At 60.8% G+C, this 14,308-nt stretch carries 14 protein-coding genes; 8 read left to right on the top strand and 6 right to left on the bottom strand.

Annotated elements, in window-relative coordinates:
- Positions 1 to 3: 3 nt before the first annotated feature.
- The 5 genes from AB9K37_RS06155 to AB9K37_RS06135 all read right to left on the bottom strand — a co-directional run bounded on the left by AB9K37_RS06155 (position 4) and on the right by AB9K37_RS06135 (position 5,597).
- The gene (locus tag AB9K37_RS06155) at positions 4 to 834 is read right to left on the bottom strand and encodes an SDR family oxidoreductase (protein WP_369836070.1); all 831 of its coding nucleotides are present in this window, start codon (positions 832 to 834) and stop codon (positions 4 to 6) included.
- Between the two features lie 16 nt (positions 835 to 850).
- A complete protein-coding gene (locus tag AB9K37_RS06150; protein ID WP_369836068.1) occupies positions 851 to 1,219 on the bottom strand; it encodes a hypothetical protein in 369 nt (122 codons plus the stop codon).
- Between the two features lie 390 nt (positions 1,220 to 1,609).
- Positions 1,610 to 3,028 (bottom strand): FGGY family carbohydrate kinase, encoded by a 1,419-nt coding sequence (locus AB9K37_RS06145; protein ID WP_369836067.1) that lies wholly within the window; start codon positions 3,026 to 3,028, stop codon positions 1,610 to 1,612.
- Complete coding sequence (locus AB9K37_RS06140) at positions 3,025 to 4,227, bottom strand: NAD(P)/FAD-dependent oxidoreductase (RefSeq protein ID WP_369836066.1); 1,203 nt, start codon at positions 4,225 to 4,227, stop codon at positions 3,025 to 3,027. Before AB9K37_RS06140 ends, AB9K37_RS06145 begins: the two co-directional genes overlap by 4 nt.
- Entirely contained in the window at positions 4,224 to 5,597 is a 1,374-nt protein-coding gene (locus AB9K37_RS06135) for an NAD(P)/FAD-dependent oxidoreductase (protein ID WP_369836064.1), read from the bottom strand. Before AB9K37_RS06135 ends, AB9K37_RS06140 begins: the two co-directional genes overlap by 4 nt.
- Positions 5,598 to 5,791: 194 nt before the next feature.
- Between AB9K37_RS06135 and AB9K37_RS06130 the strand changes: the two genes are divergently transcribed.
- The 7 genes from AB9K37_RS06130 to AB9K37_RS06100 all read left to right on the top strand — a co-directional run bounded on the left by AB9K37_RS06130 (position 5,792) and on the right by AB9K37_RS06100 (position 12,515).
- Complete coding sequence (locus tag AB9K37_RS06130) at positions 5,792 to 6,550, top strand: DeoR/GlpR family DNA-binding transcription regulator (protein ID WP_369836062.1); 759 nt, start codon at positions 5,792 to 5,794, stop codon at positions 6,548 to 6,550.
- A 12-nt stretch (positions 6,551 to 6,562) separates the two neighbouring features.
- Entirely contained in the window at positions 6,563 to 7,093 is a 531-nt protein-coding gene (locus AB9K37_RS06125; RefSeq protein ID WP_369836061.1) for a TRAP transporter small permease subunit, read from the top strand.
- Positions 7,093 to 8,424, top strand: a complete 1,332-nt coding sequence (locus AB9K37_RS06120) for a TRAP transporter large permease subunit (RefSeq protein ID WP_369836060.1) — start codon at positions 7,093 to 7,095, stop codon at positions 8,422 to 8,424. The genes AB9K37_RS06125 and AB9K37_RS06120 overlap by 1 nt, the downstream gene beginning before the upstream one ends.
- 87 nt (positions 8,425 to 8,511) lie before the next feature.
- A complete protein-coding gene (gene dctP, locus AB9K37_RS06115; protein ID WP_369836110.1) occupies positions 8,512 to 9,549 on the top strand; it encodes a TRAP transporter substrate-binding protein DctP in 1,038 nt (345 codons plus the stop codon).
- 105 nt (positions 9,550 to 9,654) lie between these two features.
- A complete protein-coding gene (locus AB9K37_RS06110) occupies positions 9,655 to 11,037 on the top strand; it encodes an ethanolamine ammonia-lyase subunit EutB (RefSeq protein WP_369836058.1) in 1,383 nt (460 codons plus the stop codon).
- A complete protein-coding gene (gene eutC, locus AB9K37_RS06105; RefSeq protein WP_369836056.1) occupies positions 11,034 to 11,801 on the top strand; it encodes an ethanolamine ammonia-lyase subunit EutC in 768 nt (255 codons plus the stop codon). Before AB9K37_RS06110 ends, eutC begins: the two co-directional genes overlap by 4 nt.
- Before the next feature lie 78 nt (positions 11,802 to 11,879).
- Positions 11,880 to 12,515 (top strand): glutathione S-transferase, encoded by a 636-nt coding sequence (locus AB9K37_RS06100; RefSeq protein WP_369836054.1) that lies wholly within the window; start codon positions 11,880 to 11,882, stop codon positions 12,513 to 12,515.
- On the opposite strand, the gene AB9K37_RS06095 is transcribed toward AB9K37_RS06100, so the two are convergent.
- Positions 12,512 to 13,483: a serine hydrolase domain-containing protein gene (locus AB9K37_RS06095; RefSeq protein WP_369836052.1), complete on the bottom strand. Its 972-nt coding sequence runs from the start codon at positions 13,481 to 13,483 to the stop codon at positions 12,512 to 12,514. The genes AB9K37_RS06100 and AB9K37_RS06095 overlap by 4 nt on opposite strands.
- A 234-nt stretch (positions 13,484 to 13,717) precedes the next feature.
- Here AB9K37_RS06095 and AB9K37_RS06090 point away from each other — a divergent pair, with 234 nt between their 5' ends.
- Positions 13,718 to 14,242 (top strand): hypothetical protein, encoded by a 525-nt coding sequence (locus AB9K37_RS06090; protein WP_369836050.1) that lies wholly within the window; start codon positions 13,718 to 13,720, stop codon positions 14,240 to 14,242.
- Positions 14,243 to 14,308: the final 66 nt, after the last annotated feature.

Below are 14,308 nucleotides of genomic sequence, written 5' to 3'. Positions count from 1 at the left end.
TCCTCAACGGCCGTCTCGGAAGTCCTCCGCCAAGTGCCGCGTGCCATATCGCGGCGCCACCATATCCATCCCGAGGGCGGTCAGAAAGAACCGTGCAGGTCCGCTGATCCGGCGCGGCAGGATCGGCAGAGCGGCCAGTATTGCTTTGCGCACGGCATCCGGCAGATAAGTGACACGCGGCGCTGTCCCGAGGGCTGCGAAAGCCGCACGGGCGATCGCGTCTTGGGTCATGACGTCAGGGCCCCCAATGTCCAGCCAGCGCTGGCCCGCGTCCGTTGCATCAGCGACCGCTGACGCCAAATCAGCCCCATGGATCGGGTTCAAGCGTTGCGTTCCCTCTCCGAACAGCCAGACGCGTCCCGCCTGAGCCATTTTCAGAATATCACCCATATCAGAGAAATATCCCGTCGGGGCGATCACGGTTTCGGGCATGTCCGAGTCCTGTAGGGCCGCGACAAACGCAGCTTTGGCGTCAACCAGCGGTACGCCCGCCATAGCCTCGGCATTCAAGACGTGGATATATGCAAACCGGCCAACGCCTGCGCGTTCCGCTTCGCGCAGTAAATTGAGGTTCGCCTGATAATCGACCTCTTGGTAACCCAACCCATCGGCCTGCCTGGTGATCCCCAGCGCCGACACCACCAGATCAATCCCGTCCATCACGCCGCCCAAGCTCTGTGGCTGCGTGGCTTCGGCCTGAATTAGCAGGTCAGCCACCCCTTTGGCGCGGCGGCTGTCACGGACCAATGCGGTCACATGATGTCCGCGCCGCGCGTATTCTGCGCACAGAAACCGGCCCAGATAGCCGGTCGCCCCGGCAACAAGCACATGCATGTTTGATCCTCCGATGTTACAACAGGCCAACGCCAAGAGCCGCCAGAACCATGAGCGCAAGGACGGGTGTCCACAGCAAACGTTCGGGCCGCGACGGGCTGGCGGCATTGGCCAGCAGGCTAAGAGCGGTCACCGCGACAGCGGGCCAGAAGAGTATTTTCAACGGGTCCAAAGCCACGTGTGCACGCGAGAGCGCAGCCAAAGCCATCAGAACAAGGAGGGCGGCCTGCACAGCGGCCAACCCCCGCCAGCGTGGGGGCAGCCGATTGGGAAATCGGCCTCCGACCGTGAAGCGACCCAGCGGGGCGCCTGCAACGATGGCAAGATGCATCGTAACAGGCAGGGCGGCCAATCCCGCGTATGTCAGCGCTAGAGTTTGGGACACTGACATCTGATTATCGCCATTGTAGATGCGTCGGGACAAAGGCGGTGGATCGAGGGGACCGATCAGTCGGGCGACCTAAATCACCCCACAGATGGCGGGGTGGGTATTCGTAGGACGCGGGGCTCTCGTCGCCTGTCAGCAGGTTAAAAAGCGCTTTCATTCGGCAATATACGCCAGAAGCGGGTTCGCGGTGGGGGCTGTGATCAATGCGTTGCATGTCTTGTTTCCTTGGATGTCTTGGACCTAAAGACAGCATAGAACGCCCAATCCTGCAGCGGCATGACCGCAGGACTCAGTTGGTTGGCATGTGGTGACAATTTTGATGAATCGCACGGGATCAAGCGGCAGCGACCCACGTTCCGAATGCCTGCCAATTGGTAAAACGCGCGCCTAAATTGCGGTTACAGCGCCCCACTCTTTTACCATGTCGCAGGCCCGTGCAAAGGCCTCGGGGCGGGGGTCAAATGCCGGATCAGGGGACAAGGTCTCTCCGCTTGGCGGCGCAAGCAGCGGCGTATCACAGGACCGCGCGGCCAACTGTGCCACGCCGAATGCCGTGATGTCCACCATCGTGCTCTTTTGCATGGCGCATCCGGTGATGTTCGCCAAAGCCTGCCCGAACCAAGGATTGGCCGTCATGCCGCCGTCAATGTTCACTGGCGAGACAAGCGGGAGGATGTCGCTCATGGCCTCCAGAACGCTTCGGGTGCGGTAGGCGATCCCCTCGAGCATGGCTTGCATCATGTCGGCTTGGCTGGTCCCGAGCGTCAGGCCGAGCCAACTGCCCTTGGCTGCATGATCCCAATAGGGGCAGGCCAAACCAGCCAGAGACGGCACAAAGACCAAGCCGCGCGCCAGAGCGTGGCCGCTAAACCCGTCCAGTTCGGAATACTCGGTGAAAAGCCCAAGGGACTTTGCCCAATTCACAGCAGCGGACGCGGTGTGAATGCCGCCATCCAACGCATAAAGGGTCGGCGCGCCCGCTTCGCGCCATGCGACGGTCGGCAGCACGCCATTGATATAGTCGGGGCAGGTTTCGCCGGTCAGCGCCAAGGCAAATGCGCCGGTCCCAAAGGTCACTTTGACCTGTCCGGCGCGGGTCACACCGTGACCAAAGAGGGCGGCCTGTTGGTCCACAATGGCCGAACGCAGGGGCAGTCCATCCACCTCTCCCAGATCGCCACTACAGTCTGTGATGGATGGCAGGGTCTCGATTGGAACTCCGTAGACCTCGCACAAGACAGGGTCCCATGCGCAGGTTTCCATATTCATCAGGGCCATACGAGATGCGGTCGCCACATCGGTTTCGAACCGGCCCGTCAGGCGATCGCGGAAAAAGGCATCCGTCGTCCCCATCCGAAGGCGCCCTTTGGCCGCCAGCTCTTTGGCGGCGGGGATATGCGCGTAGATCCACCCCATTTTCGAAGCCGAAAAGTACGCATCCAAAGGCAGGCGCGCGCGCTCTTCGACGGCCGCCCCATGAAGCCGAGACAAGGTCTGGCAATGCTCTTCGGTGCGCGCATCTTGCCAAACCAGAACCGGGCTGATCGGCTCTCCGGTTTCCGCGTCCCACGCCAGACAGCTTTCCCCTTGATTGGAAAGGGCGATTGCCTCTGCTCCGGCCAGACGTCCTGCCTCGATCCCTGCGGCCACATTGCGCAAGAGTTCGACGCCGTCATGTTCCACCCAACCGACCGCGGGATAGGTTTGCCTATGAAAGTCAGTGCGCAGCTTGAGCGCGTCGCTGGTGCCGTCAAACAGAAAACTCGTGGTCGAGGTTGTGCTCTGATCAATGGCAACAATCTTCATGGGGTCTCTTCGAATTGCAGGTCCACCCCCCCATCAGGAAGCGGTAACAGGATACGCCTTGCTGGTCTGGATCGCAGGTTTCCCGAAGCCTGCCCATAGCGAACTGTCCCCGTCATCGGTCGGGCAAGCCCAATCTGCACATTTTCTAGCGCAGGCGATGAAAAATTGGGCGAAATCCTTTGGGGGAGATGCCAAGAGATGCCGGAATGCCCGGCAGACACCGGTTCAGACAGGTCTGGATCAGGCAACCCGCCTGCCAGAGCGGTAATGATCGCGCCGGCAACCATGCGCCCTTCGTTCCAGCACCACGGCGCGGTTTCGACGGGGCGCAACAGATTGCCCGCGGCGAAATAGGCCGGGTCAGAGCATCGGCCATACTGGTCGACCACAGGGCCGCGCGTGCGGGGATCGACGTCGATGGCACTTGCGCGGAGCAGGGCGTTCTCGGGTCTGAACGCCCCCGTGACGACCACCCCGTCACAGTCCATGTCCCACCGGCGCTGGCCGTTCACCAGCGTGACGCCTTCGACCCAACTGCGCCCGTGAATCGCCTCGATCTGCGTGGAAAGCAGCAGAGGCGTTCCCAGCACTCTGGGCAGCCACGTGGCCGCGCGCCATGTCGTGGGGCGGTCGTTCGCTTCGATCATCGCCAAGGGCTGCGCCCCTGCATGACGACATGTCAGAGCGGCCGAGACAGAGACCAGTTCGCTGCCCAAAACCACGGGCCTGCGAAAGGGCCGCTCTCTGTTAAGGTACACCAAGCTCTGCAACGCGCCTGTGTTCATCACTCCGCCGGGTTTCGTGCCACCGATAAATCGCGGCGCGCGGGGTGTTTCACGCGCACCCGTTGCCAGAAGCACCGCACGCGCCTGCACACTCTGAAGGCCGCTGTCCGAAGAGACTGTGACCTGCCCGCGCCGCCCTAGATCCGTCACGGTGACTCCGGTGTGGAGTTGCGCCCCACACGCTTTGGCACGGGCAATCAGCCGTTTGGCATAGGCTTGCCCTCCCATCACCCGCCTGAATTCACGCCAGCCGTAGGGCGAGTGGCCGCAATGTCGCGGGATACCGCCTGCGACAGGCTCCCGTTCTACAAGATGGACGTCCAGACCAGCCTCCGCGAGGCGTGCGGCCGCGGCCAGTCCAGCGGGCCCCCCACCAACAATCAGCACATCACAGGTATCGGGTAAATTTGTCATTCCGCGTCCTCCGGCTTGAGACAGGTGGCGGTCATTTCCTGCAACGCGCCCGAACAGTAAAAGCCCTGACACCGCCCCATCGTGACCCGCGTTCTGCGCTTGAGACCGGCAAGGCTTTTAGCCGCATTGGGTCCAGACATGGCAGCCGCGACTTCGCGGCGCGTCACGCGTTCGCAATGGCATAGAATTCCGCCGTTTCCGGCGGTCTGCCAATCCCGCGTTTGGTCTTCGGCCAGCATTGGCATCGCGGGCCATTCTGGCTCTGGGATCGGTGTCCATGGCGTCTCGTCCATCCGGGCGATGTACTCGGCGATTCCCAGCGCCGCACTTAGTCCGGTCGATCGGATCGCGCCGACCGTGATCATGTTTTCGGGATGACGTCGGATTTGGTATTCCTTGTCGCCGCAGGCAGGGCGGAGGCCCGCATAGGTGGTCGTCACCTCTTCGTCTGCCAAAGCAGGAAGGATCTCGGCCGCCTTGTCCCGCAGCATCTCAAGGGTTTCAGGGACCAGATCGGCGTTGACGCGATCCTGCTGCTCTTCGGCGGTGGGGCCGACCAAGAGGTTGCCCCAAATGGTGCGGCAAACGACGATGCCCTTGGTGGTTGCTGTCGGCACAGGCAAAAGGATGTGGCGGGCCAAACGTGCTGCTGTCTTGTCAAAGACCACGAATTGCCCCTTGCGCGGCCGAATGTCGAAGTCCGCGCGGCCGATCAGCCGCTGATCGACGATATCCCCATAAAGCCCCGCTGCATTGATCACCCGAGTCGTCTGGACGGGGCCGGTGCTGGTGTCCAGCACCCATCCTTGGCCATCAAACACGCCAGAGAGAACTTCGGTATTCCGTCGAAAGGTTGCCCCGTTGATGAGCGCTTGGGTCAAATAGCCATGGGGCGCGGACCACGGATCGATCAGCGCCTCGCGGGGGACAACAAAGCCTGCGCGCACCGCCTGTGATAGATTCGGTTCGCGCGCCAAAATCTGTTCACGGGTCAACGAAGCAACATCATCCACGCCATTCGTGCGCGCCTGCGCCATGAGATCGGGCAGGCGAGCCTCTTGCTCTGGGGTCCAAGCCAGCACCATTGCGCCGCAACGATCAAGCGGCAGGTTCATTTTGGCATGGATCTCTTCGTATTGGCGGTAGCCTTCTTGAATACAGGCCAGCTCGATTGAGCCGACCGGTGCATCAAAGCCCGTGTGCAGAATCGCTGAATTCGCCTTGGACGCGCCATCAAGTGCATCCGCCGCCTTTTCCAGCAGCAACACACGTGCCCCCAGTAGGGTGTATTTCCGCGCAATTGCGCATCCGACCACGCCAGCGCCGATCACGGTGACGTCGAAACTGGTGGGCTGTCCCGATTCGGGCATTGGGTCGTCCTTTTGTGACGGTTTCGTAAAGCTTCTGCTAATTTTCTGCGCAAACATGCCCGAACGGTCAATATTTTTGCCCGAAATATGCCTGAACAGTCGGTGATGTGTTGACCGAATAGGCATTCGGGCACCCATTAAAGGCAGAAGCGCCACGAAATTGCGCAGTAACATCGACTTTGATGGGGACCCATATGGGGCTGAAACCGCAGGACCGCCGCCGGGAAATCGCCGGCCATGTGACCGCCGAGGGCGAGGTCAGCGTCGACACGCTGGCCGAGATCTACGGCGTTTCGGTCGAGACCATTCGCCGTGATCTGGCGCGCCTGTCCGAAGAAGGGCACGTGCGCAAAGTTCACGGGGGCGCGAAGCCCGCGCGCCTTCATTCCGAACCTAGCTTTGCCGAGCGTATGACCGAAGACACGGATGAAAAGCGTGTGATCGGTCAGAAACTCCGCTCCGAGATCAAGCCTGGTGATACGCTCTTCATGGACACCGGTTCCTCTACACTGCTGGCGTGCGAGGCTCTGCTGGACCTGCCCGATCTGACCGTGATCACGAATTCTGTCCTGATCGCGCAAAAACTCTACGCTGCGCCGCGGGTCAAACTGTTCCTCCTTGGCGGTGCGTTTGCTGGGGGAAACCAGCAAACCGTGGGCGCCATGGTGATTGAACAGATCGAGAAGTTTCAGGCGGACCATGCTGTCATGACCCTGACCGGTCTGGACGAAGACGCGGGCGTTACCTTTTCCGACCATCACGAGGCTGACATTGCCCGTGCGATCCTGCGCCGCTCCGAGAACGTGATGTTTCTGGCCCACGCTTCGAAATACGGGCGCCGCGCTGGCTTTCGCGCCTGCGATCTGACCGAAATTGACACCCTTTTGACCATGACCCCACCGCCGGAACCGCTTGCCGCGGCTCTTCAGGCGGCCGGGGTCACCTTGCCTTGATGCGAGTAGCCTATGCCTGAACTCATAAAAAAATACGTCCGGCTGACGGACAGGATCTCGGACGTGACGGGCATCATCGCGATGTACCTGATCTTTGCGATGGTCTTTATCCTGATCCTTGATGCCGTCAGCAGTGGGATGCAAATCTATCTGCATTGGTGCATCGAACTGGCCCAGTTCATTCTGGCCGCCTACTACTTCATGGGCGGGGCCAAAACGATGAAAGACGGGGACCATGTGCGCATGGACCTGCTGTATGACCGCCTGTCGCCCAAGGGCAAGACATGGATCGATCTGGTCACCATCTTCTGCCTGCTCTTCTATCTGGTGGTCATGCTGATCGGGGGCATCTCTTCGCTCGAATACGCGATCCAGACCGACGAGCGCAGGTTCTCTATGTGGAACCCCTCTTTGGTGCCGATCAAAGCGCTGATGGTGGGCTGTCTGGTGCTCATGATCCTTCAAACCGTTGCTGAAATTATCAAACACATCGCCGACCTGCGGGGCACTCCGTTGACCGCTTCGGCCAAGGACGCCGCATAATGAGTTACGAACTAATCGCCCTAACCATGTTTGCATCAATGATGGTGCTGCTGCTGACGGGTCAGCGCGTCTTTGCCGCCATCGGATTTGTGGCGTCGATCATGGTGCTGCTGCTCTACGGAAATGGCGGGATCGAGATCCCGTTCTCGGCCACCTTCAAGCTGTTCAACTGGATCCCCATGCTGACGCTGCCCCTGTTTATCTACATGGGCTACGTTTTGTCCGAGGCGGGCATCGCCGAAGACCTCTATAAAATGCTGCACGTCTGGCTGGGTAAGCTCGGGGGCGGGTTGGCCATCGGAACGATCTTCTTGATGGTCATCATCTCGGCCATGAATGGTCTGTCGGTGGCGGGTATGGCCATCGGTGCGACCATCGCCCTGCCCGAGATGCTGCGCCGCGGCTATGACAAGGTGCTGATCACCGGCGTCGTCCAAGGGGGCTCTTCGCTGGGTATTCTGGTGCCGCCCTCGGTCGTGATGGTGCTGTTCGCGATGATCGCACGCCAGCCCGTCAGCCAACTGTGGCTTGCCGGTGTGGTTCCGGGCCTGATGATGGCGGTGATGTTCGTCGTCTACGTGCTGATCCGCGTCAAGGTGAACCCCTCGCTCGCGCCGGTTCTCAGCGACGAAGAGCTGGACATGCCCCTGCGTGAAAAGCTGAAGCTGCTGCAAGCGGGCATCATCCCCTTTGCCATCTTCTTTGCCATGACTGGCCTGTTTGTGATGGGCGTGACCTCGCTGGTGGAAAGCTCGGCCGTGGGCGCGACCGCTGCGACGCTGGCGGCAATCATCAAACGCCGTTTCACGTTGAAAATGATGCACGAGATCGCGCGTAAAACCCTTGGCGTGTCCTGCATGTTCTTGTGGCTGATCCTTGCCGCTCTGGCCTTTGGTGCCGTCTTTGATGGGATCGGCGCGGTCCGCGCAATCGAGAACCTGTTCATCAACAACTGGGAACTGACCCCGTGGCAGGTGATCATCATGATGCAGATCAGCTTTGTCATCATGGGCATGTTTCTGGATGACACCGCGATGCTGGTCATTGTGGCGCCCCTGTACGTGCCGCTGGTCAAGACGCTGGATCTGGGTTTTGACAACCAGCTGATCTGGTTCGGCGTCCTGTACACCATGACCTGCCAGATCGCGTATATCACGCCGCCCTTTGGCTATAACCTGTTCCTGATGCGGGCCATGGCGCCCAAGGAAATCACCCTTCCCGATATTTACCGTTCGATTTGGCCGTTCGTCGCGATGATGACGTTCACCATCGCGCTGGTAATGCTGTTCCCTCAGATCGCGCTCTGGCTGCCAGAGGCTGTGCGGAACTGATCACCTGTCCCCCTCGCGTTCCAACTTTAACCAACAGTGAGAGTACAAATGACTGATAAAAAACAGAAATCGACCTCCGAACAGATTTTGACCTCGCGTCGTAAGTTCATGACAACCTCGGCTCTGGGGGCTGCGGCCTCGACCCTGGCCGCGCCCGCGGTGATCGCGCAGCAGGGCCCGCTCAAGTGGCGCTTGCAGACCTACTCGGGTGCGCCTCTGGGGGCCCACGTGATCAAGCCCCAGATCGAGGCGTTCAACACCGCCGCGAATGGCGAGATGGAAATCGAGCTGTACTACGCCGACCAGCTGGTCCCCACAGGCGAGCTGTTCCGCGCCCTGCAGAACGGCACCCTGGATGCGGTCCAGTCCGACGAAGCCTCGATGGCGTCGCCCGTCGATATCTCGGTCTTTGGCGGTTACTTCCCCTTTGCGACCCGCTACTCGCTCGACGTGCCGGCGCTGTTCAACTACTACGGCCTGAACGAGATCTGGAAAGAAGCCTATGACGAGGTCGACAATGTGACCTGGCTGTCGGCTGGCGCATGGGATCCCCTGCACATCTTTACCAAAGATCCGATCCGTTCGCTGGCGGACATGCGCGGCAAGCGCGTCTTTGGCGTGCCGACCGCTGGCCGTTTCCTGTCCCAGTACGGCCTGATCCCTGTGACCGTGCCGTGGGATGACGTCGAAGTCGCGCTTCAGACCGGTGAACTGGACGGCGTGGCATGGTGTGGCTTTACCGAAGCCTACGAGGTCGGTTGGGCCGATATCTGTAACTACGCTCTGACCAACTCGGTCACCGGCGCTTGGTTCGGCTCGTACTTTGCGAACACCGAAAGCTGGAACAAAGTGCCCCCGCACCTGCAAGAGCTGTTCAAGATCACCATCGACCAGTCGCACTACTACCGCGCAACTTGGTACTGGGGCGGCGAAGCGAAACTGCGCGTCGAAGGCGAAAAGATGGAACTGACCTCGATCCCGCAGGACGAATGGTCGACCGTCGTAAAAGACGCAGAAAAGTTCTGGGACCAGATCGCCTCCAAGGGCGGCCGTCCCCAGCGCGTGGTCGATGCGTTCAAGACCTATGCCGCGACCATGGAAAAGGCGGGCTACCCCTACCGCTAAGACCTGTTTCGGGAAATGGGCAGGTGCTCTTTTCCCGATGCACACCCGAACGGCGGTTGGTCCCTGCCGCCGTTCGGTCTGACGATTTAACTTTTCGGCTTTGATATGACGCTTTATCGCATCGCCCTCGGCGGCGAGTTCCACCGGTTCGAGACCCTTGCCGCGCTGCTGGCGGCTGCGACACCTGCCAGATCCGGCGATGCGCTGGCCGGGATTGCAGCAGAGTCCGAAGTCGCCCGCGTCGCGGCCCAGATGATTTTGGCCGATGTCCCGCTCAAGACATTCTTGACCGAGGCTTTGGTGCCCTACGAGGCTGACGAAGTCACCCGCCTGATTATGGACACACACGACTCCGCTGCCTTTGCGCCTGTTGCCCATATGACGGTGGGGCAGTTTCGTGATTGGCTCTTGTCCGATGCGGCAACGGGGCCGGTTCTGGCGGCTCTCGCCCCCGGTTTGACGCCCGAGATGGCCGCCGCTGTCTCCAAGCTGATGCGCAACCGCGATTTGATGAACGTGACGCGAAGAATTCGGGTCACAAGCGCCTTTCGCAACACGCTCGGGTTGCCCGGCCGTTTGGGATCGCGTCTGCAACCCAACCACCCCACAGATGACCTGCGCGGGATCGCGGCCTCGACACTGGATGGTTTGACCTTTGGTTGCGGGGATGCGGTGATTGGCATCAACCCCGCCACAGACAATGTCGCCACCGCGTCCGAGCTGCTGACCATGCTCGAGGATTTGCGCACGCGTTTCGACATACCCACCCAGACCTGCATTCTGACCCATGTCACCAACACCATCGAAATGATCGAGGGCGGCGCCCCCGTTGATCTGGTGTTCCAGTCCGTTGCCGGATCACAGGCCGCGAACGAAGGCTTTGGCGTGACGCTGTCGATGTTGCAAGAGGCCCGCGAGGCCGCCCTGAGCCTGAACCGCGGGACTGTGGGCAACAACGTCATGTATCTGGAAACGGGGCAGGGGTCGGCCCTGTCTGCCAATGCCCATCACGGGATCGACCAACAAACGATGGAGGCACGCGCCTACGCGGTTTGCCGCGCTGTTGACCCGCTGCTGGTGAATACCGTGGTCGGCTTTATCGGACCGGAATACCTGTATGACGGCAAAGAGATCATTCGCGCCGGCCTCGAGGATCACTTCTGCGGCAAGCTGCTGGGGCTGCCGATGGGCTGTGACGTCTGCTACACCAATCACGCAGAAGCTGACCAGAACGACATGGATGTTCTGATGACCCTGCTGACCGTCGCGGGCGCGCATTTCCTGATCGCCGTGCCGGGCGCGGATGACATCATGCTGAACTACCAGAGCCTGTCGTTCCACGACATGGCCTTTCTGCGCAATTCCCTTGGCTACAAGGCAGCGCCCGAATTCGAGGCATGGCTGTCGAAAATGGGAATGCTGACCGAAGAGGGCCACCTGATTGACAGCGCTGCCGGTGCGCAGCGCCTGATTGGAGCAAACGGATGAGCGATCTGGCCAAAGACCCATGGGCTAAACTGCGGGCGGCGACTCCGGCACGGATTGGGCTGGGGCGGGCAGGGGCGGCACAGCCGACCAAAGCAACGCTCGATTTTCAGTTCGCCCATGCGCGCGCGCGGGACGCGGTGCATTCCGAATTAGATGTGGACGCGTTGACCGCAGAGCTGAAACCACTCGGGACCATTCAAGTCGCCTCTGCGGCACCTGATCGCGTGACCTATCTGCGTCGGCCCGATCTGGGGCGCACATTGGGGCAGGGCGAGGCGGGCAAACTGACCGGCCAAAGCCCCTGTGATGTCGCGTTCGTAGTGGCTGATGGTCTTTCATCGACTGCCATGCAGTCCCATGCGTCCCCAGTCATCCACCACACTCTGCCGAAACTTCAGGGACTGACGGTTGGACCGGTCATCATTGCCACCCAAGCCCGCGTTGCCATCGGCGATGAAATCGGCGCGGCCCTGGGGGCCAAGCTCACGGTTCTCTTGGTCGGAGAACGGCCGGGTTTGACGGTCGCTGACAGCCTTGGTGCTTATCTGACCTACGCCCCAACCCCCGGCACGCGGGATTCTGCCCGCAATTGCCTGTCGAACATCCACATGCAGGGCGGCATGGACTATGAAACGGCTGCCACCAAGATTGCTTGGCTCTGCCGCGAAGCGCTGCGTCGGGGCTTGACGGGTACGGGGCTCAAGGAAAACGCGGCGGCAATTGCACGCGGTGACAGCGGGCCTGCTTTGCCGTCCGGGCTCTGAAGCGACACCTGCTTTCCCTTGGGCGTGCGGCACTCTATCCTGCCCCGAACCCGCGCCCTTGGAACAGAACCTCTCTGCATGTCCCCCACATTGCCCATTCTCTATAGCTTTCGCCGGTGTCCCTATGCGATGCGCGCTCGTTTGGGGCTGCTCAGCGCCGGCGTCCGCGTCGAGCTGCGCGAGGTCGTGCTGCGGGACAAGCCTGCGGCATTTCTGGACACGTCGCCCTCTGGTACGGTTCCGGCGCTGCGTATCGGTGCGGAGGTGATCGACGAAAGCCTCGACATCATGGTGTGGGCGTTGCGGCAACGTGATCCTGCGGGTCTGCTCGAGATGCCGTCAGAGGGATGGGACCTGATTGCCGTGAACGATGGGCCTTTCAAATCTGCGCTGGACCATACCAAGTACACGACGCGCTATCCCCAGCATGACCCCGAGGTAGAACGGGCCAAAGCCGTTGCGCATCTGATGGATCTGGAGCGCCGATTGGCAGCGGGACATTGGCTGTTTGGAAAGCAGGAGACACTGGCCGATTTGGCGATCCTGCCCTTTGTCAGGCAGTTCGCCTATATTGATCGCCCTTGGTTTGATGCGCAGCCGTGGCCCCATCTGATCGGCTGGCTGGATCGCTTTCTACAAAGTGATGCCTTTGCCCGCGTGATGCCAAAGTACTCTCAATGGCACGAAGGCGATACGCCGGTGATCTTTGGTTAGACCGCCAGAACCGGTCCCTCAAGAACCCGCATCAAATCCCCGAAATATCCATCGGATCGCGCTGGTTGCAGCGGGTCTGACGTTACGGCAATCGCAAGGTTCCGCTCCGGATGCGCCGCGATGATCTGCCCGCCGTATCCTCTGCCCAGAACATAACCGCTGTCAGACAAAAACCAGCCGTAGCCGTAGCCTAGGCCGGACCAAGGCGACCGCGCCCGAGGCTGCATCGACGCCGCAATCCAGCTTGTGGGGATAACTTGCGTGCCGCCAAAGGCCCCGCCATCACGCACCATTGCCGCGATTTTCAGCATGTCACTTGGACGCAAGGCCATTTCGTTGCCGCCCATGTAGTAGCCTTGGGGATCACGGGTCCACGGCGGGATTTCAATGCCCATCGGGTTGCCGATCCGGCTTCGGGCCAGAGCAAGCAAGCTTTGTCCCGTTGCTTCGGTCAATGCGGCGCCCAAGACGTGGGTGGAGCCGGTGGAATATAGCATTCGGCCGCCGGGTTCAGCGACCATGGGGCGGCGTAGGGCATCGGCGACCCAGTTCTGTGAGTTGACCCACGCGCCGTAGTTGCCACCTGATGTCCGCTCGAGACCTGCGCGCAAGCTCACCAGATCCTCCATGGTGATCGCCCCGACACCTTGGGTCGCGCCCGATGGGATCAGGTCGGGTGCCACTTCGGCCAAGCTGGCGCGAACGTCAGGGATTTCGCCGGTGTCCAGCACACTGCCTAGCAACAGGGCAACGATGCTCTTGGAACACGACTTGATGTTTGCGGGGGTATGCAATCCGCGCCCGCGCGGCGCTTTGGCGAAAATGACGTCACCCCCCCGCTGGACCTGCAGGGAATGCATCTGCGGCAGATCCGCAAGCACGGTGTCCAAACTGCCTTGGGCCCGCACAACATGCGGGGCGGCTAGGGCAGCACTCGAGGTCAACAAAAAGGCGCGTCTGTTTATCATACCCCGATCCTGAGAGAGCGACGCAGCCTTGTCTAATAACACGGGATCACAGCTCGGTGTGATCAGCCTCTGACCAGTATCAAAGGGTCGTAGGGATCAGGCTGCGCATTTGCCCTAGGGTGACACAGAGCCTTGATCGGCGGCGTTGGCCGCGCGCCATCCCTGTTGCATTTTGCATCGATTTTGCGGATACGCCGAGACATCTTGAACCGAAAACCGGAAGCCGCACGCCCCATGACCCAGCCCGATCTGCTCAAGACCGACTGTTCGAAATGCGCGGCGCTGTGCTGTCTGGTTCTGGCCTTTGACAAGGGCGAGGATTTCGCCTTTGACAAGAACCCTTGCGAACCCTGCCGCAATCTGACGGGGCACAGCTGCTCTATCCATGACAGGTTGCTGCAAGAGGGCTTCCGCGGCTGTGTGGCTTATGACTGCCTTGGGGCGGGCAACCGTGTCATCCAAGAGGTGTTCGGCGGCCGAAGCTGGCGCCAAGACCCCATGCTGATGCGGGTGATGATGGAAGCGTTCTCTGGGATGCGCGAGGTACACAAACGCATCGACCTGCTGCGCGCCGCCGAGACGCTACCCCTGAGCGACCGTGATGAGCAGACGCGCCATGGCTACCTCGAACGGCTAGAGCGCCACCGCTGGAGCGGGTCGGAGCTCAATGAATTCGAGTTCGGTCTGGCTTTGGAAATCGACGTGTTTTTCCACGGGATCAAAGACTATCTACCTATGTCTTTCTTTGATCAGACCTGACAGGCGCAGAGCCAGAATTCTACATAGAACTGCCCCCTGCAGGCCAGAAAACGCGACACTCGCTGG

Source organism: Donghicola sp. XS_ASV15 (genome assembly GCF_041224595.1).
Lineage (GTDB): Bacteria > Pseudomonadota > Alphaproteobacteria > Rhodobacterales > Rhodobacteraceae > Donghicola.
This window is presented reverse-complemented; position numbering and strand designations above follow the sequence as displayed.

Excerpts from the sequence above, each read along its gene's own strand:
- AB9K37_RS06155 (WP_369836070.1), bottom strand. The coding sequence starts at position 834 with ATGCATGTGCTTGTTGCCGGGGCGACCGGCTATCTGGGCCGGTTTCTG.
- AB9K37_RS06145 (WP_369836067.1), bottom strand. The coding sequence starts at position 3,028 with ATGAAGATTGTTGCCATTGATCAGAGCACAACCTCGACCACGAGTTTT.
- AB9K37_RS06090 (WP_369836050.1), top strand. The coding sequence starts at position 13,718 with ATGACCCAGCCCGATCTGCTCAAGACCGACTGTTCGAAATGCGCGGCG.
- AB9K37_RS06130 (WP_369836062.1), top strand. The coding sequence starts at position 5,792 with ATGGGGCTGAAACCGCAGGACCGCCGCCGGGAAATCGCCGGCCATGTG.
- eutC (WP_369836056.1), top strand. The coding sequence starts at position 11,034 with ATGAGCGATCTGGCCAAAGACCCATGGGCTAAACTGCGGGCGGCGACT.
- AB9K37_RS06125 (WP_369836061.1), top strand. The coding sequence starts at position 6,563 with ATGCCTGAACTCATAAAAAAATACGTCCGGCTGACGGACAGGATCTCG.
- AB9K37_RS06095 (WP_369836052.1), bottom strand. The coding sequence starts at position 13,483 with ATGATAAACAGACGCGCCTTTTTGTTGACCTCGAGTGCTGCCCTAGCC.
- AB9K37_RS06135 (WP_369836064.1), bottom strand. The coding sequence starts at position 5,597 with ATGCCCGAATCGGGACAGCCCACCAGTTTCGACGTCACCGTGATCGGC.
- AB9K37_RS06100 (WP_369836054.1), top strand. The coding sequence starts at position 11,880 with ATGTCCCCCACATTGCCCATTCTCTATAGCTTTCGCCGGTGTCCCTAT.
- AB9K37_RS06120 (WP_369836060.1), top strand. The coding sequence starts at position 7,093 with ATGAGTTACGAACTAATCGCCCTAACCATGTTTGCATCAATGATGGTG.
- AB9K37_RS06140 (WP_369836066.1), bottom strand. The coding sequence starts at position 4,227 with ATGACAAATTTACCCGATACCTGTGATGTGCTGATTGTTGGTGGGGGG.
- AB9K37_RS06110 (WP_369836058.1), top strand. The coding sequence starts at position 9,655 with ATGACGCTTTATCGCATCGCCCTCGGCGGCGAGTTCCACCGGTTCGAG.